Source organism: Paenisporosarcina sp. TG20, from assembly GCF_000286315.1.
GTDB lineage: Bacteria > Bacillota > Bacilli > Bacillales_A > Planococcaceae > Paenisporosarcina.
In genome coordinates this window covers 16,618-35,600 of record NZ_ALJG01000348.1, presented here as the reverse complement: position 1 = coordinate 35,600, position 18,983 = coordinate 16,618, and the positions used below count along the sequence as shown (strand labels likewise).

16 protein-coding genes are annotated in these 18,983 nt (G+C 37.5%); 13 read left to right on the top strand and 3 right to left on the bottom strand.

Annotation, left to right across the window (positions count from 1 at the left end):
- Nucleotides 1–1,268: 1,268 nt before the first annotated feature.
- Nucleotides 1,269–2,648, bottom strand: coding sequence for a Glu/Leu/Phe/Val dehydrogenase (locus tag B371_RS0116775; RefSeq protein ID WP_019415471.1), 1,380 nt, complete (start codon nt 2,646–2,648; stop codon nt 1,269–1,271).
- Between the two features lie 355 nt (nt 2,649–3,003).
- Between B371_RS0116775 and B371_RS0116770 the strand changes: the two genes are divergently transcribed.
- From B371_RS0116770 to B371_RS0116730, 8 genes are all read left to right on the top strand, one after another.
- Nucleotides 3,004–4,365, top strand: a complete 1,362-nt coding sequence (locus B371_RS0116770) for an aminotransferase (protein WP_019415470.1) — start codon at nt 3,004–3,006, stop codon at nt 4,363–4,365.
- A gap of 87 nt (nt 4,366–4,452) precedes the next feature.
- The gene (locus tag B371_RS0116765) at nt 4,453–5,343 is read left to right on the top strand and encodes a nitrilase-related carbon-nitrogen hydrolase (protein WP_019415469.1); all 891 of its coding nucleotides are present in this window, start codon (nt 4,453–4,455) and stop codon (nt 5,341–5,343) included.
- 113 nt (nt 5,344–5,456) lie between these two features.
- Nucleotides 5,457–6,830, top strand: coding sequence for an NAD(P)-dependent oxidoreductase (locus B371_RS0116760; RefSeq protein WP_019415468.1), 1,374 nt, complete (start codon nt 5,457–5,459; stop codon nt 6,828–6,830).
- Between the two features lie 43 nt (nt 6,831–6,873).
- Nucleotides 6,874–8,139 carry an NAD-dependent dihydropyrimidine dehydrogenase subunit PreA gene (gene preA / locus B371_RS0116755; RefSeq protein ID WP_019415467.1) on the top strand — a complete coding sequence of 422 codons (1,266 nt, stop codon included), beginning with the start codon at nt 6,874–6,876 and terminating at the stop codon, nt 8,137–8,139.
- A gap of 36 nt (nt 8,140–8,175) precedes the next feature.
- A complete protein-coding gene (hydA, locus tag B371_RS0116750) occupies nt 8,176–9,591 on the top strand; it encodes a dihydropyrimidinase (protein ID WP_019415466.1) in 1,416 nt (471 codons plus the stop codon).
- Between the two features lie 93 nt (nt 9,592–9,684).
- Complete coding sequence (locus tag B371_RS0116745; RefSeq protein WP_019415465.1) at nt 9,685–11,163, top strand: NCS1 family transporter; 1,479 nt, start codon at nt 9,685–9,687, stop codon at nt 11,161–11,163.
- 19 nt (nt 11,164–11,182) lie between these two features.
- The gene (locus tag B371_RS0116740; RefSeq protein ID WP_019415464.1) at nt 11,183–11,416 is read left to right on the top strand and encodes a hypothetical protein; all 234 of its coding nucleotides are present in this window, start codon (nt 11,183–11,185) and stop codon (nt 11,414–11,416) included.
- A gap of 1,685 nt (nt 11,417–13,101) precedes the next feature.
- Entirely contained in the window at nt 13,102–13,362 is a 261-nt protein-coding gene (locus B371_RS0116730; RefSeq protein WP_019415462.1) for a hypothetical protein, read from the top strand.
- 92 nt (nt 13,363–13,454) lie between these two features.
- Here B371_RS0116730 and B371_RS0116725 read toward each other — a convergent pair whose 3' ends face one another.
- Both B371_RS0116725 and B371_RS0116720 read right to left on the bottom strand, forming a co-directional pair.
- Nucleotides 13,455–13,895, bottom strand: coding sequence for a DUF2269 family protein (locus tag B371_RS0116725; RefSeq protein ID WP_019415461.1), 441 nt, complete (start codon nt 13,893–13,895; stop codon nt 13,455–13,457).
- 3 nt (nt 13,896–13,898) lie between these two features.
- Nucleotides 13,899–14,246, bottom strand: coding sequence for an ASCH domain-containing protein (locus B371_RS0116720; RefSeq protein ID WP_019415460.1), 348 nt, complete (start codon nt 14,244–14,246; stop codon nt 13,899–13,901).
- 147 nt (nt 14,247–14,393) lie between these two features.
- Between B371_RS0116720 and B371_RS0116715 the strand changes: the two genes are divergently transcribed.
- The 5 genes from B371_RS0116715 to B371_RS0116695 all read left to right on the top strand — a co-directional run bounded on the left by B371_RS0116715 (nt 14,394) and on the right by B371_RS0116695 (nt 18,981).
- Nucleotides 14,394–15,323, top strand: a complete 930-nt coding sequence (locus B371_RS0116715; RefSeq protein ID WP_019415459.1) for a catalase family peroxidase — start codon at nt 14,394–14,396, stop codon at nt 15,321–15,323.
- A gap of 153 nt (nt 15,324–15,476) precedes the next feature.
- Nucleotides 15,477–16,019 (top strand): flavodoxin family protein, encoded by a 543-nt coding sequence (locus tag B371_RS0116710; RefSeq protein ID WP_019415458.1) that lies wholly within the window; start codon nt 15,477–15,479, stop codon nt 16,017–16,019.
- A gap of 408 nt (nt 16,020–16,427) precedes the next feature.
- Nucleotides 16,428–17,240: an SDR family NAD(P)-dependent oxidoreductase gene (locus tag B371_RS0116705; RefSeq protein ID WP_019415457.1), complete on the top strand. Its 813-nt coding sequence runs from the start codon at nt 16,428–16,430 to the stop codon at nt 17,238–17,240.
- An 11-nt stretch (nt 17,241–17,251) separates the two neighbouring features.
- Nucleotides 17,252–18,322 carry a ketopantoate reductase family protein gene (locus B371_RS0116700; protein ID WP_019415456.1) on the top strand — a complete coding sequence of 357 codons (1,071 nt, stop codon included), beginning with the start codon at nt 17,252–17,254 and terminating at the stop codon, nt 18,320–18,322.
- Nucleotides 18,319–18,981, top strand: coding sequence for a GntR family transcriptional regulator (locus B371_RS0116695; protein WP_019415455.1), 663 nt, complete (start codon nt 18,319–18,321; stop codon nt 18,979–18,981). The genes B371_RS0116700 and B371_RS0116695 overlap by 4 nt, the downstream gene beginning before the upstream one ends.
- The last annotated feature ends 2 nt before the right edge of the window (nt 18,982–18,983 follow it).

Here is an 18,983-nt window from a genome sequence, read left to right as displayed (position 1 = left end):
TTTTGGGACGGCCCTTTTTCGAATTAGTATATGGAGACTAACATTTTAAAATGGTATTTCTTTGATGTGACTCTCGTTGATTTGGTTAAGATAGAACGATTTTTTATATTTATTTTTAAAACTATATTGTTATAATTGTTGATTTTTAAAAGGAGAAGATTGTAGTGAAAGGCGGCGACTCCAGTGGGAAAAGCGAGGCCAGGTGAGACCCCGCAGGCGCTTGCGAGGCCACTGAAAAAGTTCCTACAATCAAATAAAGCGAGATTGTTCTCAATTTTTATTTGGGGAAAGGCTTCTCTTTATTTATATAGTAGAAGTCTTCTTCGATTTATATTCCATATTTTCTCTATTCCAACTTGGAACGTGATTTTTCCAACTTGGAGTCCCAAAATTCCAACTTGGCTGTCCATTTTTCCAACTTGGATGCCAAATTTTCCAACTGAGCATCTGCTCAATAAAATTTCCAGTATAAAAGCACCGAATATTATCAATTGACTGGCAAGATAATGCATTTTCTTCATTATTTGTTGGAATTGCTTAAAAACATTTGAAAAGACACCTATAATTGTCTTTATAATTTACAAACGACCTAGAAGCCCGAGACGATACAGTGTGTAATTATAAAAACTGTACTGTATTAGATGCATCCACATGGTTAGGCAGAACCAGCGTAGGCGCCTTTCAAGTGGTAGCCGAAGCGGGAAGACTGGCAGTGATCTTCTGCCTGGCTTCTCGCGGGAGGCATCCACAAAGCGCTGAAGCGGGTATTATAAGGAAGACTCAATCCTGTTTATATTGGTAGACTTTTTCAGTGGGCTCGGAGCTTGCGACGAGGAGGCTCACGGACCGCCCACGGAAAGCGTCCGCCTGTTTCTGTTTCTGCATCGCTGCGCTAGCTTCGAAACATGAAAGTGCGTTGAATCGCTACGCTAGCTTCGAAACATGAAAGTACGTTGCAACGGAAATCACTAGATTTAAATAGAAGGCTGTCTTATTAAGGGTCGAGCGAACTTTGCCTGGTTTTTTTCGTCGTTGCAGGCTAGCGTATGATCGACACCAAGCCGCATCGCCCTAAAGAAATAGAGCCGAGTGTAGTGACTTTTTCACTTTACTCGGCTCTATTATTATTCTTGTGGTAGTGATACAACAACTATGCAATATAAAGCATACCGGTAACCTAAGTCGATAATGTATTTCAAGAAAATGTAGTTTTAATTATCTTAGGAACAAATTAAAGCTTGATTCCGTTTTTACTTTTGTCTATCTCCTTAATATAACTTTCCTTGTCGATATAAAACGGTTGATAGACGAGTAACCGAGTGAATATAACAATTTTGACGAAGCGGGAATGGATCTCCAAAATACTGTGGCAGAATCATATCTAATGTAGCTCCCATTTGCCCAAGTAATTGATTGTACACTTGCTCTTCAGTTAGGAATTGTGTCTCGCGACCTTGTAACCATTCCAAATAAGAGACAATAACACCACCAGCATTCGCTAAAATGTCTGGAATAATGATGACGCCATTTTTACTGAGATATTCATCAGCTTCTTGAGTAGTTGGAGCGTTTGCGCCTTCTACGATCATCCGTGCTTTTACCAGAGATTTATTGGCATCATTTAATTGATTTTCAAGTGCAGCTAGGAATAACACGTCGACATCCATAGTTAAAATTGTTTCACGAGATTGAATTTCAGCAGTCACATTTACAGCATTTAATTGTTCTGCAGTGGTTGGTAAGTCGCCGCGATTTTTCGCTGTGAAATCAACAAGCGCCGGGATGTCTAATCCATCCGGGTTATATAACGTTACATTGCGATCACTAACAGCAACGACTTTGTTCTGTATATGCGGACAACGAAATGCTTCTAACGCAGTAACTGAACCAACATTCCCAAAACCTTGAACAGCAGAAGTTAAAGGACGATCTAAATATCCGAGAGCAGTTTGGGCAAAAGGATTTGTAGAACTTGACAAATTTATCGCGTTTCTTTTGACGTAGTCATTTAGCAAGTAACGGAATGTAAAGTAAACACCTTTCCCAGTTGCTTCACGGCGACCTAAAGAACCGCCATTGACAACACTTTTCCCTGTAAAACTTCCATGATACGGTTTACCAGGATTTATTTTTTTATACTCAGCCATCATCCAATCCATTTCACGTTCGCCTGACCCAACATCTGGTGCTGGTATGTCTTTTTCTGGTCCTATTATGTCATTAAAATAGCGTACATACTTTATGCAAATCCGATTTAATTCTTTTTCCGAGTAAACTTTAGGATTAATTACAATGCCACCTTTTCCTCCCCCGAAAGGAACGTTATGAAGGGCATTTTTTAAAGTCATTAAAAATGCTAAATTTACAACTTCCTCTTCATTAACTGATTCATGAAAACGAATTCCACCTTTGTAAGGACCTAAAGCATCGTTGTGATGAACCCGATAAGATGGTATGCGAACCACTTCGCCGCCTTCTAAGGGAACACGTAAAAATGATTTATGTATTTGATTTGGTGTAGAGAGAATAGCATTAAGAGATGTAAACGCCTTGTTCCGCATTTCCCCTTGTAAATCAGATAAAAATGTTTCGTTTTCCAATAATGCATTTAATGATTGTTCTACGATTGATCTTGTTTGATCTTCCATGTTGAAGCACCTCCGCTAATTTGGCCATATAGTTTATTTATTACCCTAAGAATTCCATTGTAATCATTAATAATTTAAAAATGAATTTATTGAATATGAATAACCTTGTTTATCTTTAATTAAAAGGTCCAAATCTTACGTCTAATGCAAAGAAATAGGAATTCATAATATCATTTTTATGTGAATACTATAGTAATAGACTTGGCGGGAATACTGATGAGTTTTGTTAATAGAGACATGTAGTCTTAAGAATCCTTCCTGAAAAAAATTGGACGAGGCATAAGAAATTGTAACTAAATCGAAACTAGGATATTTTATTACATCTCATTTTATTTAGAAAAGGTATTAAAGATCATTGACAGGAGTTGAGGACATAAAAACAAATCAAAAGAATCAATTGGAAGAAAAAGATGAAAAATACCTCTGGCACTCGATGAAGAAATACAATCCTTCAACAATGGTTGTGAAATCTGGCCAGGGAGCATGGATCACGGATACTGAAGGGAATAAGTATTTAGATGGAATGTCTGGATTATGGTCGGTGAATGTCGGCTATGGAAGAAAAGAATTAGCGGAGGCTGCGTACGAACAGCTTCAAGAATTGCCTTATTATCCTTTAACGCAAAGTCATCTACCAGCAATTAGGTTAGGGGAAAAGCTAAATAAATGGTTAGGCGATGAATACGTTATTTTCTTTTCAAACAGTGGCTCTGAAGCCAATGAAGCCGCATTTAAAATTGCAAGACAGTATCATCAACAAAAAGGTCATCATGGACGGTATAAGATCATCTCTCGCTATCGTTCTTATCACGGAAATTCGATGGCAGCACTATCAGCAACAGGTCAGTCCCAAAGGAAATACAAATACGAACCATTAGGACAAGGTTTCTTACATGTGACTCCTCCTGACAGCTATCGTTTCCCTGAGTATCACACGGCAAAATCATTTAGCAAAGCATGTGCAGAAGAAATTGATCGAGTAATGAAGTGGGAACTTCCGAACACCATCGCAGCAGTTATTATGGAACCAATCATTACAGGTGGTGGCGTTCTAATTCCAGATGAAGATTATATGAAACAAGTGAAAAGTATATGTGAAGAAAATGGAGCCCTATTGATATGCGATGAAGTCATTTGTGGATTTGGGCGTACAGGGAAAGCTTTCGGTTTTATGAATTACGATGTAAAACCCGATATTATTACCATGGCAAAAGGGTTAACTAGCTCGTATCTTCCATTATCTGCAACGGCTGTAAAGCGTGAAATCTACGAAGCGTTTACAGGGACAGAAGACTATGATCACTTCCGCCATGTGAATACATTTGGAGGTAATCCAGCTGCATGTGCGGTAGCCCTTAAAAATCTGGAAATTATAGAACGTGAAGATCTAATTGAAAAATCAAGGGAACTAGGTTCACGTCTATTAAATGAATTAGCTGAATTAAAGAATCATCCACATGTAGGGGATATCCGGGGCATGGGATTACTAATTGGAGTGGAGTTAGTAGAGGATAAAATTTCGAAAAAACCATTAGAAGTTAGAAGAGTGAATGATGTTATTTATGTCTGCAAAACAAAGGGGCTTATTATTGGGAAAAACGGTGATACCGTAGAGGGGTTTAACAACGTACTTACTCTTGCTCCACCTTTGAGCATGACTGAAGATGATTTTACATTCCTTGTAAAAACATTTAAAGAAGCCATACAATTACTCTAAAAGTTATATATCTCAAGCTTTAACTCCAAGAGATAACAACAAATATTCACGTTAAAATTTTTAAAAAGAAAAAGGGGGACTGTATAAATGACTAATAAAGTAAAAATCGGTTTGATACAAGCAACCAATGATGTTGACGGCAATGAACCTGTTCAACTCCACAAGGAAAAGGCGATTGAAAAGCATATTAAGTTAGTAAGAGATGCTGCGGCTAAAGGTGCTCAAATAATTTGTCTTCAAGAAATTTTTTATGGACCATATTTTTGTACAGAACAAAATGCTAAATGGTACGAAGCTGCAGAAGAAGTTCCAAATGGACCTACGACTGTGCTGTTTCAAGCATTAGCTAAAGAACTTGGTACGGTTATTATTTTGCCGGTCTATGAACGTGAGGGTATTGCTACTTACTATAATACAGCAGCTGTAATTGATGCAGATGGATCTTATCTAGGAAAGTATCGCAAACATCATATTCCGCAAGTCAGTGTGGGAAATGAAGGAAATGGATTCTGGGAGAAATATTACTTTAAGCCAGGAAATTTGGGCTATCCCGTCTTTGATACTCAGTTTGCAAAAGTTGGCGTTTATATATGTTATGATCGCCACTTTCCAGAAGGGGCAAGACTACTAGGATTGAATGGAGCTGAAATTGTTTTTAATCCTTCGGCTACTGTTGCCGGGCTATCGGAGTATTTGTGGAAATTAGAACAGCCAGCTCATGCGGTTGCCAATGGTTATTATGTAGGTGCAATTAACCGTGTAGGTATAGAAGCACCTTGGAACCTCGGAGAATTTTATGGTCAGTCATATTTAGTTGACCCAAGGGGGAGCATGGTTTCAATCGGCAGCAGGGATCAAGAGGAAGTTGTAATTGGAGAAATGGACAAGGCACTTATAAGAGAAGTAAGGAACACTTGGCAATTTTTTAGAGATCGTCGACCAGAAACTTATGGAGCAATGTCGAGCATTAATAAGTAAATTCATTCTAGCTTAGTAATAGATGGATAGAATGTTTGCTCTATCTATTTATTGTATACGCTTGAAACCAAAATGTCGGTCTGTTCTAATTTCTTACAATAGGAGGTATGAAAATGAGAAATGATAGTCGAACCTTTATTTCATTAGCAAATTTACACCGGAACTTTGATGAAGTGAATGCAGGGCTTTCACCGGCAGATGCAATGGATGAAGCAAATCGATGCCTTTATTGTTACGATGCACCGTGCATTCAAGCATGTCCTACAGGAATCAATATCCCTTCTTTTATAAAGAAAATTGCTTCTGATAATTTAAAAGGATCAGCAACAACCATTATGGACGCTAATCCGGTTGGAGCAAGTTGTGCGCGAGTGTGTCCAACTGAAGAACTTTGTGAAGGAGCATGTGTCTTAAACCATTCTACTAAGCCAATTATGATTGGGGATTTACAGCGTTACGCCACTGATTGGGCTATTAAAAATGAACAAATATTATTTAAAGCAGGCGACAAGAATGGATTGAGCGTTGGCATAATCGGAGGGGGTCCAGCTGGCTTGTCAGCTGCTCGTGAACTTGCACGCTTAGGTTATGAAGTTACTATTTATGAAGCTAAACCAAAAGCAGGCGGACTGAATACGTATGGAATTGTCTCTTTCCGTTTACCACAAGAAGTAGCTCAATGGGAAGTTGACCAAGTAGAAAAATTGGGTGTTCAAATCAAAACAAACAGTATCGTAGGGGAAGATATTTCTGTTAGTGAAATTCTCCAAACTTATGATTCTGTAATATTGGCTGTAGGTATGTCCAAAGGTTCAATGCTTCAAATAGAAGGAGAACAACTAAAAGGGGTTCATGATGCGATTCAGTTTGTGGAGGATTCAAAAACAAAAGAGATTACAGGTGACTTAATTGGTAAACGTGTCGTTGTAATTGGAGCAGGAAACACAGCGATTGATGCTGCTACATGCTCTGTACGCTTAGGAGCAGAGAATGTCAAAATTCTCTATCGTCGTTCCCAGAATGAAATGACAGCCTATGAGTTTGAGTATGAATTCGCTAAGCAAGATAATGTTGAATTTAGATGGCTAACAGCTCCGACACGTTTGATAGGCGACAGCGAAGGGCAAGTTAGACAGTTGGAATGTATCAAGATGGAATTGGGTGAACCAGATAAAGGTGGTCGCCGTCGACCTGTTCCTGTTGAAGGTTCAGAATTTATCATAGAAGTAGATGCGGTTATTAAGGCGATTGGTCAAACTAGATACCTCAATTTAATGGATGCATTTAGATTGGAGAATCACAAGGGAGTCGTAAAAATCAATCTCGAAACGTATCAAACGTCCAATCCAAAAGTATATGCCGTAGGTGATTTTATATTTGGTGAAGGGCAAGGAGAAGCAATGGTAGTTTCAGCTGCACAACACGGAAAAAAAGCTGCTTACGCTATTCACCAGCAATTAAAAAAATCCATTATCGAAACTGCTTGAATCAACAACTTAGTCATTAACTAAAAACTTAGGAGGAGTTCTGATGGCTGATTTAAGGAGCAATCTTGCTGGAATTGAGTCACCGAATCCATTTTGGTTGGCTTCAGCACCACCAACGAATTCAGGGTATCAAGTTCAACGAGCGTTTGAAGCAGGATGGGGTGGAGCGGTTTGGAAAACCCTAGGTGAACCAATCATTAATACTTCTTCAAGGTTTGCTGCAATTAGTTTTAATGGGAAAAAAGTAGCTGGTTTTAACAATATTGAATTGATTACTGATAGACCTCTTGAAGTAAATTTAAAAGAAATTTATGAAACGAAAAAACGGTTTCCGAAGCATGCGATTATTGCCTCTTTAATGGTTGAACCTACCAGAGAAAAATGGCATGAGATTGTGAAGCGGGTGGAAGCTATTGGGGTTGATGGTCTAGAGTTGAATTTCGGTTGTCCGCACGGAATGGCAGAACGTGGTATGGGTGCGGCGTCAGGTCAGCAACCCGATCTTGTTGAGTCACAAACAATGTGGGTAAAAGAAGTAGCTCAGACTCCTGTTATTGTAAAACTAACTCCAAATATTACGGATATAACGATGACTGCATTAGCCGCAACAAGAGGTGGAGCAGATGCGATTAGCATGATTAATACTATTAATAGTCTCGCTGGCGTTGATTTGAATACATGGAATACAATCCCGCATGTTGCAGGAAAAGGGGCTCATGGAGGCTATTGTGGGCCAGCTGTTAAACCGATAGCGCTAAATATGGTCGCTGAATGTGCAAGAAACGCAAATATTAATATTCCAATATCAGGAATCGGTGGTATTTCAAACTGGCAGGATGCAGCTGAATACCTGTTGATGGGTGCTACTAATGTTCAAATTTGTACGGCTGCTATGCATCACGGATTTAGTATTGTCGAAGACATGATTGATGGACTCAATAACTATCTAGACGGCAAAGGAATCCTATCGGTTACCGATCTAATTGGGAAATCAGTAGAGAAGTATTCCAATTGGGGAAATCTAGACTTGAATTATCGTACAGTAGCAAGGATTAATACAGACGTTTGCATTAACTGTAACAAATGCCATATTGCTTGCGAAGATACAGCGCATCAATGTATCGATATGCTAACAGATTCAACAGGGAACAAATACCTTGAAGTTCGAGAAGTTGATTGCGTTGGGTGCAATCTCTGTGCCATTGTTTGTCCTGAAGAAGGAGCTATCAATATGATTGAGCTTCCACGCGAGAAAATGGCTATGACGTGGAATCAACGTCAACATGCATTAGCTAGTTTAAGAGGATGATAAAAAATTTTTTTCTAAATTAAAAGGAGTTTTTTGATGAAAAAAATAATTAAAAATGGAACGATTATTACAGCTACCGATACTTTTAATGGAGATGTTCTTATTGATAATGGAAAGGTCACAGCCATTGGGATAGATTTGCCTTGTGCAGGAATGGAAGTAATTGATGCAAAAGGTTGTTATCTATTTCCGGGTGGGGTTGACCCGCATACTCATTTAGAGATGCCTTTTGGGGGAACTGTAAGCAAAGATGATTTCGAGTCAGGTACCATTGCAGCTGCTTTTGGTGGTACAACAACAATTATTGATTTTTGTTTAACGAATAAAGGGGAGCCGCTAAAGAACGCAATTCAAACGTGGCATACAAAGTCCAAAGATAAGGCTGTTATTGATTATGGATTTCACTTAATGATTGGAGAAATCACTGACAGTGTTTTAGCAGAAATTCCTCAAGTCATCGAGGAAGAAGGTATTACATCTTTTAAAGTGTTTATGGCCTATAAAAATGTCCTCCAAGCAGATGATGAAACTTTGTTTCGGACGCTAGTAATGGCCAAGAAGCATGGAGCGCTCGTAATGGTTCATGCTGAAAATGGTGATGTCATAGACTTTTTAACAAAAGAAGCGTTAGCGGCTGGAAATACTGAACCAATCTATCATGCATTAACTAGACCGTCTGAAGTTGAAGGAGAAGCAACGGGAAGAGCTTGTTTATTAGCAGGATTAGCTGATTCTCAATTGTATGTCGTTCATGTCACTTGTGCCGAAGCGGTTGAGAAAATTGCGGAAGCTAGAAACAAAGGATTTAATGTGTATGGAGAAACATGTCCTCAATATCTGGTACTGGATCAATCAGAACTTGAAAAACCTGATTTTGAAGGAGCGAAATATGTTTGGTCTCCACCACTTCGTGAAAAGAAACATCAACAAGCCTTATGGAACGCATTGAAGAGCGGACAACTTCAAACACTTGGCTCTGACCAATGTTCTTTCGATTTTAATGGACAAAAGGACTTAGGAAAAGGTGATTTTACCAAAATTCCAAATGGTGGACCTTTTATAGAAGACAGATTTAGTGTCCTATTTTCAGAAGGGGTCAAAAAAGGAAGAATTAATCTTAACGAGTTTGTGGATATCGTCTCCACTCGCTCAGCGAAGTTATTCGGATTATTTCCACAAAAAGGTACGATTGCTGTTGGAAGTGATGCAGACATCGTTATTTTCGATCCGGAAAAAGAACGAACAATATCAGTTACTAGCCATCATATGGCAGTAGATTATAATGCATTTGAAGGCATGAAAGTAACGGGTGAACCAGTTTCTGTTCTTTGTCGGGGAGAGTTTGTCATTAAAGACAAGCAATTTGTTGGAGAAAAAGGCAGAGGTCAATATTTAAAACGAGGCAAGCATATACAACTATCTGAACGTATAAAAATCGAAGCATTACAATAATCACAACAGAACCCATGTAAAAGCCACATTAAAATATAAGAAATATAACTTTTCAAGACAGGTATTTAATAAAATATGAAGGGAGAATAAGCAATGAAGAGAACGTATTTGAAGTCCCCCGATTTACTTCCAATTGCTAACAAGGACAGAAAAATCGGTACGTTTGGATTTTCTAATATGTGGATTAGTATGGCAGTGGTTTTAGCTGCATTTGCGATTGGTGGATCAGGAGTGCAGCATATGTCTTTATGGTGGGTTGTACTTGCAACATTGATTGGTACACTAGCGATTGGATTTTTTATTACATTGACTGGAGATATAGGGATTGAACATGGATTATCCTTTCCAGTCTATATGCGAGCTCCATTTGGGACGATAGGTACACACATTCCTTCTATTGTAAGAGGGGTTACTGCTTCATTTTGGTTCGGTATAAATACGTATTTCGGATCTGCAGCATTAAATGGTATTCTTTTCACTTTAATTGGATTTGATAACTGGTTTCTATGCTACGTAATATTCGCGAGTGTACAACTTATTAATACATCACTAGGTATTAAAGCGGTAGAACGTTTTGCTGATTTAGCTGCTCCAATTGTTATTTTAATTTCAATGTGGATATATGTATCTCTATCAGATCTCGCATTAGAACAAGGGAGAAATGTCTGGTCGTGGGTTGAGAGTCCGGTTACTGGTGTTGCTTTCTTCACAGCATTTATGGTAGTTATTTTTAGTAATATGGGCTTTTGGGCAACTTTAGCAGCTGACATTCCCACTATCTCTCGATATGTTAAGGCACCACAACACGAGAGAAATTGGTTTAAACGAAATAAAAGTCCTCTTATTGGAAATATGATTGCATTGCCCATTACTGAGACGTTCATGGTCGTAATTGGTGCAGTTTCTTATATCGCTGTCAAAAACTATGATCCAATTGTAGCCCTACAAGAAGCTGCAAGTGGAATCGTGCTTGCTGTATTGTTAGTTATGATTGTCTTCGCACAATGGTCAACAAACGTTGCGGCCAACTTAGTTCCAGCAGCAACAATTTTCTCTAATGTAGGCGGTCCTAAGGTTCCCTTTTATGTAGGTGTCTTGATGGCAGGTATTATTGGGACTATCGTTCAGCCATGGAATTTGTTTAATGTATTAATTCCTTTTCTTTTAACAATTGGTGGTATCTTATCGGCAATTGTAGGAATCTTATATGCTGATTATTATCTTCTAAGAAAACGTAGAGTCAATGTACCAGAACTTTTTGAAAGTAAGGGTCAATATCATTATCTGGGTGGTGTAAACTATGCAGGTATGCTTTCGTGGATTTTAGGTGGATTAGCGGCTTATTGGTTATCAAACTATTCATTCCTCGTTGGCTTTGTTGTAGGAGCAGGTTGTTATTATGTATTGGCTAAGTATTGGTGGTTTAAGAAATATCCTCAAAGTGAGATACAGAATCCAAGTGATGAGTTATTCCTAGGAATGACTGTAGGCAGAGATTGGATCATTTCTGAATACGAGGACGATATTTCAGGAAATAACGAGAACAGTTCTTCCGAGACCGAAAAGTTATGATTGAGGAGGTTCAAATAGGATGAGTTCGTTTAAAGAATTTGCATTGGAGAAAGAGAAAATTGATTTCTATCAGGACAAAGGATATAAGATTAGTAAAGTTACAGAATCTCTAGATGGCGCATATGTTGAATATGAACTACAGGAAAATCAAGAAGATAAACATAGCATAGTTCTAAATACAGCTGATGGAAGAAAATATCTTTCTTCAATTGTTTTTGAACAACAAAAGGAACGATTTTCAAAGCAGGATTAAATAAGGGGATAGAAGGATGTTGAGATTTTTCTCAACGTCTTTTTTACAAAAAAAGCAAGTATATAAATTTAGTGAGAAATGAATCCAGTATTCCCGGTATATTAAGGAGTAGACTCTAGTATGATACCGCTGATTTGCGCTCCAGGCGGACACTTTCCACGGAGCGAGGAGACTGATGAAACCATGCCCGCGAAAAGCGCACATCGTAGCGGCAATAAACGGGTATCTATGGTTACCCTTCTTAAAGGACCTGGCGCACTTACCCGGTTGTTCTTATTGGCTGACCTTTGATCATCTATTTATAGGGGTTTCTAACTTAATTATCTGAAATAGAAGATTCTCTAAACTGATAACTATAATAGGGACATCTGTTTCAGCAAGAATGCACATTTTTGTTGGAATAAAATGGTTATTTACTGCTAAGTGGATGAAAAGTAGTCTTGAATGGACGGAAAGTTATGCTGAGTGGACGAAAAGATGACATGAGTGGACGGAAAGCCGATCTGAGTGGATGAAAAACTAATCTGAATGGATGAAAAGTTTTATTATGATGAAAAGGAGTCCATTCAGAGAGTTAACGATGGTATAAACTTGTGGCCTACTTTTTAGAAATATTAGAATGTATGTAAAAAAGATGTGCTATGAACGGTGTAAAATAATATGGAGACTAACATTTTAATATGGATTATCTATCCGTGATAACTCTGATTAATGTTCTTTGGTTTCCATGCTGTAAATCGAAACTAAAACATTGGTTTATATTACATAGGCGTTTTTACAGTATGGCTATAACCCATTCTTATGCCAGGCAGCAGAAAGAAACTACTCAACCCTAAAAAGTGAAGAAAAGGCCGAAATAGTATCTTCGGCCACACCACTGTTTAAAGGCGGTGTCTATTCTCTGATTAACCCAAATCAAAAATAGCATATAGGCATTGGTTGAAGGGTCGCGTCGGACGCAAACCTGCCGCAAGATTGTCTGTAAGAAAGGGATGAGCGAAGTGAAACTTCGCTCATCCCTTTTATTCTTGAGGTTATAGTGCAGTAGGATTGTTGTCCAAAGCTACCCGAAAACCGAAGTAGATACAGTTTGAAAACACTTTCTATTAACACTCAAATCATAAGTAATTTCTTCAAAGGACCGTGCATACTTTACCCGTATTTTCTTGAAACATAAAAAACATCGATTAATGTTAAGTCGTGATTTCCTCTCAGTGAAAGTGAATTTTATTCAGTAATATATTCTTGTATAGTAACCGTTGGATTGCACATAAAGAATCGTCTATCTAAATATAGGTTATGTTATCACTGCTGTTTTAAAAGGTGAGTGATTGAAGCGGGAAGCGTCCGCCTGATTCTACATTGCTACGCTAGCTTCGAAACATGAAAGTGCGTTGTAACGGAAATCATACCGGAAACCAAAGTTGACCCTGTGTGATTTCTTTAAGGACCGGGCGCAATTTGCCCGGTTTTTCTTAAATGATAAGAATGCATTTTGTACTACTATTGTTTCAGTTTCATTTCTCACTGTCATCAATCTTAAATTTATGGTTTGTCCAGTTTTCATAGAAGTTCAACACTTAGTAATTTTGTGGATTTGAACCTTCAAATGAATAGAATGAGTGAAGTTTTACCATAGTAAGGACATATGGATTTACTATGGTAAAACTAAGGAGGAATTTGCAATGGAAGATCACACTCAAATGAGTTGGAAAGAAGATAATTTTATTACTCAATTGCACAATTCTGTGGATAATGTCACGTTAGCTGTTGGCCAAGCTTTATCTCATCCAACGGAACAGACTATTCTACAGGCACAAAATTCGATTGAGCATGCAGATCGTGCTTTTGCAAATGCTTTAAAGAACCACGGGAACTCGGAACCTGTTAGTACACTTCAGGAACAGTTAAATCAAAATAAAGAAAAACTAAACCAATTGCATTAAGTGTATTCAACAGACTTTCTTTAAAATATATTCAAAACAGACCATCATGAAAAATAGACGTAGGATCAATTCCACCCTACGTCTATTTTGTGTTACCACAAAGTTGGCTTTATCACCATTAAAGCAAGCATAAGTACTAATAAGATAATGTAAATCCAAGTAGCTTTATGGAGTTTTACAATTAACAATGAACGATCCATGGTAGGGTCATTAAATTTCTTGAGAGTACTAGAAAATCCTCGTGCAAGAAAGAAAATTGAGACAACCATAAGACCAATTGTCATTACAATCCACGGTGTAGTCCAAGGCCATGGTCCAAGGTAGACGAGTAGGATCCCGGAGCCGACGAGCACATGACCAGCATGTTTAATTAGACGGACGACGTAACGGAAGATGGCAATGTAGGCTTTTTCCATTGCAGGGTCGGCTTCTTGCATTTTTTTCAAGACAATAAATAACACAAAAAGAGGACCAATTGATACTACCGCACTCAACACATGGATGAAGACAATGAAAAGATAAAAACTAGTCATTGTTTATACTTTTACTGGACTGAATTCATGAACCCATACAGTCATTGTAGGTAGCCAAGGCATTCCGGGATGGTAGGATAAAATTGATTGTTTATAGTCTTCAACTGAATGAAAACCTTCTTGTTTAGCATGTTCTTCATTCAAGTCACCAAGTGATTGATTGTAGACATTGTTAACAATGAAAGATATTCCTTGTAATTCCATGATTTCACCAATATCTGCATAACGACCATTTCGTCGTGTGGCGGTTTTTTGTCCTTGTAATACTTTTTCAACATCAGATTCCTTTGTAATTAGGCGCTCTATTGAACACGTTTTAGGGGGGAAATTTGTTGTTTCTGAATTGGTCATGTAATATCCACCTTTTTAAAGTTATTTAAATTATTTCTTGGGTATCTTATAAATAAAGAAATCATTTTCCTAAGTGTACACGTTATATAGAAGATGGACTATATTTTTAAAATTTAGTATTGTATTTAAAATCTAGGAGGACTTGATATGACTGAAAACACACCCGATAAGCTTTTGGCGAAAATGACGGTGAATCGAATTGAAGAAATAGGCGGAAGATTTCCAGGGCACCGTCGTGCTCATGCAAAGGGACAGTTTTACGAAGCTATCTTTACGCCTTCAGGTGAAGCGATGGAGTATACAATAGCTGAGCACTTAGGTAACAAAGAAGTGGAGGCAATCGTTAGGTTCTCCAATTTCCTACCTAATCCGATTTCAGCAGATATCCTTGCTATTGTAAAAGGAATGTCTGTACAGTTTCAATTGTCTAATGGCGGTATAGCAAATTTAGTTGGGGTAACTTTACCAGTATTTGTGACTAAATCACCACAAGTTTTCATGGAAATTTTAAATACAATCAAATCATTCAAAGAAGGAAAACCTAATCTTAAAAATATAATAAAGATTTTCGTCAAATATCCCGAAAGTAGAGCTGCAATTCAAATGATAAGGAAACTCAAACATACGAAAAGTTATGCAACAGCTCGTTATTATGCAATGCATGCCTTTTATTTGGTTAATGAAAATGGTCTGCGGACACCTATCAAGTTCGAATGGGAACCAGAGGCTGGTGTTGAAACATGGTCCGCAAAAGAATTAGCAACCTTGCCACATGACTATTTAAAAAAGGAAATGAGTGAGCGTTTAAAGTCGAAGGAAGTTCGATTTCAATTACATATTGTGATAGGGGAACAAGGAGATCCAACAGATGACCCTACAAAAGAATGGTCGAAAGAGCGACGTCGAATTCGAGCAGGGGTATTACGTGTGAAATCTATAGCATCTGCTAATCTAAATTACATTGTCTATGATCCAATGATATTACCCACAGGCATTGAATGTTCAGATGATAAAATCTTGTCATTCCGTAAAAATGCATATAGTATTTCCAGTGAAAAACGATTAAAAGGTGAATAAACGAAAAGTTATACACGGAAAAGTATAAGTAATCCACAATTTGTGGATAGATTTAGAAAATTCTAACTTTATTCACATGTGGATAACATTTTATAAGATTAATAACATATACTATTAATTGCCTACATTATTTTAAAAAGGGGACCGTTAAATATGAGTGTTGTCGTAATATATGGAAGCACACGTCAAAATGGAAATACAGAACAACTAACGGATCATGTGATTGAAGGACTGGACGTCGAAAAAATCTTCTTGCGTGATTATACCGTTAAACCAATTGCCGATCAACGCCATAATGAAGGTGGTTTTTCGGGTGTAGACGATGACTATAACTCGTTAGTTGAGCGAATGATGAAGCACGAGACCTTTATATTTGCAACGCCTATTTATTGGTACAGTATGTCAGGAACAATGAAGAACTTTATTGATCGTTGGTCACAAACAATGCGGGATGAAAAATATCCTGACTTTAAAAAACAACTTGGAACGAAAAAGGGGTATATCATCGCAGTTGGTGGAGATAATCCAAATTTAAAAGGACTCCCTCTGATACAGCAGTTTAAATTTATCTTTGATTTTATGGGTATAGAATTTGGTGGTTATCTACTTGGTCAAGCGAAACGTCCAGGTGATATTTCTGAAGATACAGTGGCATTGTTAACAGCAAAAGAGTTAAATAAGAAATTGAGTCAGTAAATCACTAGTGTGTCTGACTTCTAGTAAATGGGAAGACTTATTTAGCATATGTTAGAATACATTCTAAAGCCCAGTAGCTAAAACGCTACTGGGTTTTTTACGCTAAAAGCGGATAAAGTTAGAAAGGCATAAAACATTAAGACATTATTTCATCTTAGACTTCGTACTGACATCGTAGAGAGTCATAGGCCATTTAAATTTATAATACGCTATCACTATTGGTATATAAAGATGCCTAACAAAATATATATGTATAAAGGGTTTTATCAGAAATATTTAAGTGAGAGAGTACTATAAAAAGTTAATTTTTATAACTTGCAATTTTAATTTAATTATTCAGAAAATTGTTGCAATTAAAAAATTAATTAGATACAATTAACTTACTATTAGGAAAGAAGGTTTACCTTAATGCAAAGTGTTAACAGTTTACACTTAACTTTTCAAAATAAAGTAGTAGTTGTCACTGGGGCGGCTCACGGAATAGGAAGAACTATTTGCCAAGAATTTGCTAAGCGCGGTGCTTCTGTAGCAGCTACGGATTTGTTAGAAGAACAACTAGCATATTCAAAAATTAAAGTGGAAAAGGAGATAGTAACATCTAATTGCAAGGGATGCATTAATACATATATTGCTAATCTTACAGACTCTAAAGAGGTTGAACAGTTAATTGTGAAAGTTATAAAAGATTTCGGGAAAATAGATATTCTAGTCAATGTTGCCGGAGGGGTAGTAGGGCAAGTCCACCAACCGATTGAAAATGTAACTGATGAAGATTGGGAGGAAGTAATGAACGTGAACTTGAAAACAGCTTTTTACATGGTTCGCGCTGTGACGCCTTATATGAAAGAAAATAATTATGGAAGAATTGTTAATATATCGAGCGGTGCAGGAAGAAGCAGTAGTTTAACTGGAATACAGGCTTATACCAGTGCTAAAGCAGGTCAAATTGGGTTTACAAGGCAAATGGCACGAGAACTGGGGCAATATGGAATTACAGTTAATAATGTTGCACCGGGTTTCGTTTTATCAAATCCCTCTACTGAAAAACAGTGGATGGCCATGTCAAAAGACCAACAGTCAAATTTAATAGAATCTATTTCGGTTAAAAGATTAGGTACACCAGAAGATATTGCTTACCCCGTATTATTTTTCTCATCTGACTTGGCAGGTTATGTGAGTGGTCAAGTAATCTCTGCAGACGGAGGACTACAACTTTTTTAGGAGGAAATAACATGACAATTACGATTATTGGTGCTGGTGCGATTGGAGGTGTCCTTGGAGCTTACTTAGCTCGATCAGGTGAACAAGTTATTTTTTGTGATATTGAGCAAGACCATGTAGATATGATTAATACTGCAGGTTTGACGATTGAAGGACCTGAGGAAACTTTTACTATTATAGGAACAGCCTATACACCAGAACAATTAACTAAAAAGAATATAGTTATTGAAACAGTATTTCTTTGTGTCAAGGCCCAACATACAGAACAAGCGTTAAAACCATTTTTGCCCTTCTTATCAGTAAACTCGCAAGTTGTTTCTTTTCAAAACGGTCTGTGTGAGCGGCAAATTGCATCCCTCATAGGTTCAGAACGGACAATTGGTTGTTTTGTAAATTTTTCAGCTGATTATTTAGAGCCTGGTCGTATTTTGTATGGTGGAGTTGCTTCTCTGTATCTCGGTGAATTGGATGGAAAAATTTCAAATCGTATAGAAGTGTTAAGAGAGAAACTCCAATGCTGGGGACCGGCACAAGTAACCGATAACATCTGGGGTTATTTATGGGGGAAAATGTCATACGCCGGTTTATTATATGGGACTGCCTTAGTCGATGCAACGATGGCTGAAGTTGTGAGGAATCCTGATTTAAGAGAAACGCTAATGGAATTATGCTCAGAAATTTTAGAGACGGCAGACAAAGAAAATGTATCACCATTGGGATTTGATGATTGGGAGCCAACACTAGTTTATCCGAGAAAAACGAGAAATATAGAAGAATTAAATTTCCAGTTGGATAAATTGGCTGATCGTATGGCGGCAAATAAGAAAACAAAAAGCGGAATTTGGAGAGACCTTGCTATTCGAAAAAGAAAAACTGAAGTAGATGCTCAGCTTGTACCAATTTTAGAAATTGCTAAAGGTCATGGAGTCAAGACACCATTGCTTGAAGCTCTAGTAGTTGCAATTAAAGAAATTGAAGAGGGTGCAAAACAAATGAGTTGGAATAATCTCTATGACTTGGAAGAACTCAATAAATCTTTGCCTAATACAACAGGTGAAGCAAGCGTGGAGATTGTACCATGATTCTTGACCAACGAACATTATCAGATGACGTAGCGAAAATTATAAGGAAGATGATCTTAAATAGAGAACTTCAACCTGGAGAACGAATTAATCAAGCGCAGATGGCGGAGAAATTAAACATTTCTAGGGGTCCGATTCGTGAAGCACTAAAGCTCCTCCAAAACGAAGGACTAATTAAAAATGAAACGAATAAAGGAACTTACGTAACAACATTATCAAAACAGGATGCCTTTGAAATTTATACGTTGCGAGCACTTCTAGAAGGGGAAGCGGCACAATTAGCTCTCCTGCATTTAAAAGAAGACGATTTCATTAAACTGGAAGAACTCATTGATCAATTTTATCATGCGATGGTAGACCAGGATTTAGAGAGACAAGCGCAATGTGACATCCTCTTTCACAGTACAATTGTAGCCGCATCAAAGCATAATAGATTAATTAATATTCATAAGCACCTGGATACTCAAGTTGGTGCTATGTATTTAACCGTTGCAAATCAAGTGCCTTATCGTGTAGAAAAGGTAGTTAAGAATCATCGGATTTTATTGGATGCATTGCGTACAAATGACTGCACGGTAATTGAAGAAGCTTTTTCAGAACATTACAATGCAACATTAAAAGATTTAACCCAAATTGCTTTAATTACAGATACAGACTAAAG

Bases quoted from the DNA above. Each gene is read 5' to 3' on its own strand.
- B371_RS0116695 (WP_019415455.1), top strand. From the start codon at position 18,319: ATGATTCTTGACCAACGAACATTATCAGATGACGTAGCGAAAATTATA.
- B371_RS0116745 (WP_019415465.1), top strand. From the start codon at position 9,685: ATGAAGAGAACGTATTTGAAGTCCCCCGATTTACTTCCAATTGCTAAC.
- preA (WP_019415467.1), top strand. From the start codon at position 6,874: ATGGCTGATTTAAGGAGCAATCTTGCTGGAATTGAGTCACCGAATCCA.
- B371_RS0116775 (WP_019415471.1), bottom strand. From the start codon at position 2,648: ATGGAAGATCAAACAAGATCAATCGTAGAACAATCATTAAATGCATTA.
- B371_RS0116725 (WP_019415461.1), bottom strand. From the start codon at position 13,895: ATGACTAGTTTTTATCTTTTCATTGTCTTCATCCATGTGTTGAGTGCG.
- B371_RS0116700 (WP_019415456.1), top strand. From the start codon at position 17,252: ATGACAATTACGATTATTGGTGCTGGTGCGATTGGAGGTGTCCTTGGA.
- B371_RS0116740 (WP_019415464.1), top strand. From the start codon at position 11,183: ATGAGTTCGTTTAAAGAATTTGCATTGGAGAAAGAGAAAATTGATTTC.
- B371_RS0116765 (WP_019415469.1), top strand. From the start codon at position 4,453: ATGACTAATAAAGTAAAAATCGGTTTGATACAAGCAACCAATGATGTT.
- B371_RS0116715 (WP_019415459.1), top strand. From the start codon at position 14,394: ATGACTGAAAACACACCCGATAAGCTTTTGGCGAAAATGACGGTGAAT.
- B371_RS0116720 (WP_019415460.1), bottom strand. From the start codon at position 14,246: ATGACCAATTCAGAAACAACAAATTTCCCCCCTAAAACGTGTTCAATA.
- B371_RS0116710 (WP_019415458.1), top strand. From the start codon at position 15,477: ATGAGTGTTGTCGTAATATATGGAAGCACACGTCAAAATGGAAATACA.
- B371_RS0116730 (WP_019415462.1), top strand. From the start codon at position 13,102: ATGGAAGATCACACTCAAATGAGTTGGAAAGAAGATAATTTTATTACT.
- B371_RS0116760 (WP_019415468.1), top strand. From the start codon at position 5,457: ATGAGAAATGATAGTCGAACCTTTATTTCATTAGCAAATTTACACCGG.
- hydA (WP_019415466.1), top strand. From the start codon at position 8,176: ATGAAAAAAATAATTAAAAATGGAACGATTATTACAGCTACCGATACT.
- B371_RS0116705 (WP_019415457.1), top strand. From the start codon at position 16,428: ATGCAAAGTGTTAACAGTTTACACTTAACTTTTCAAAATAAAGTAGTA.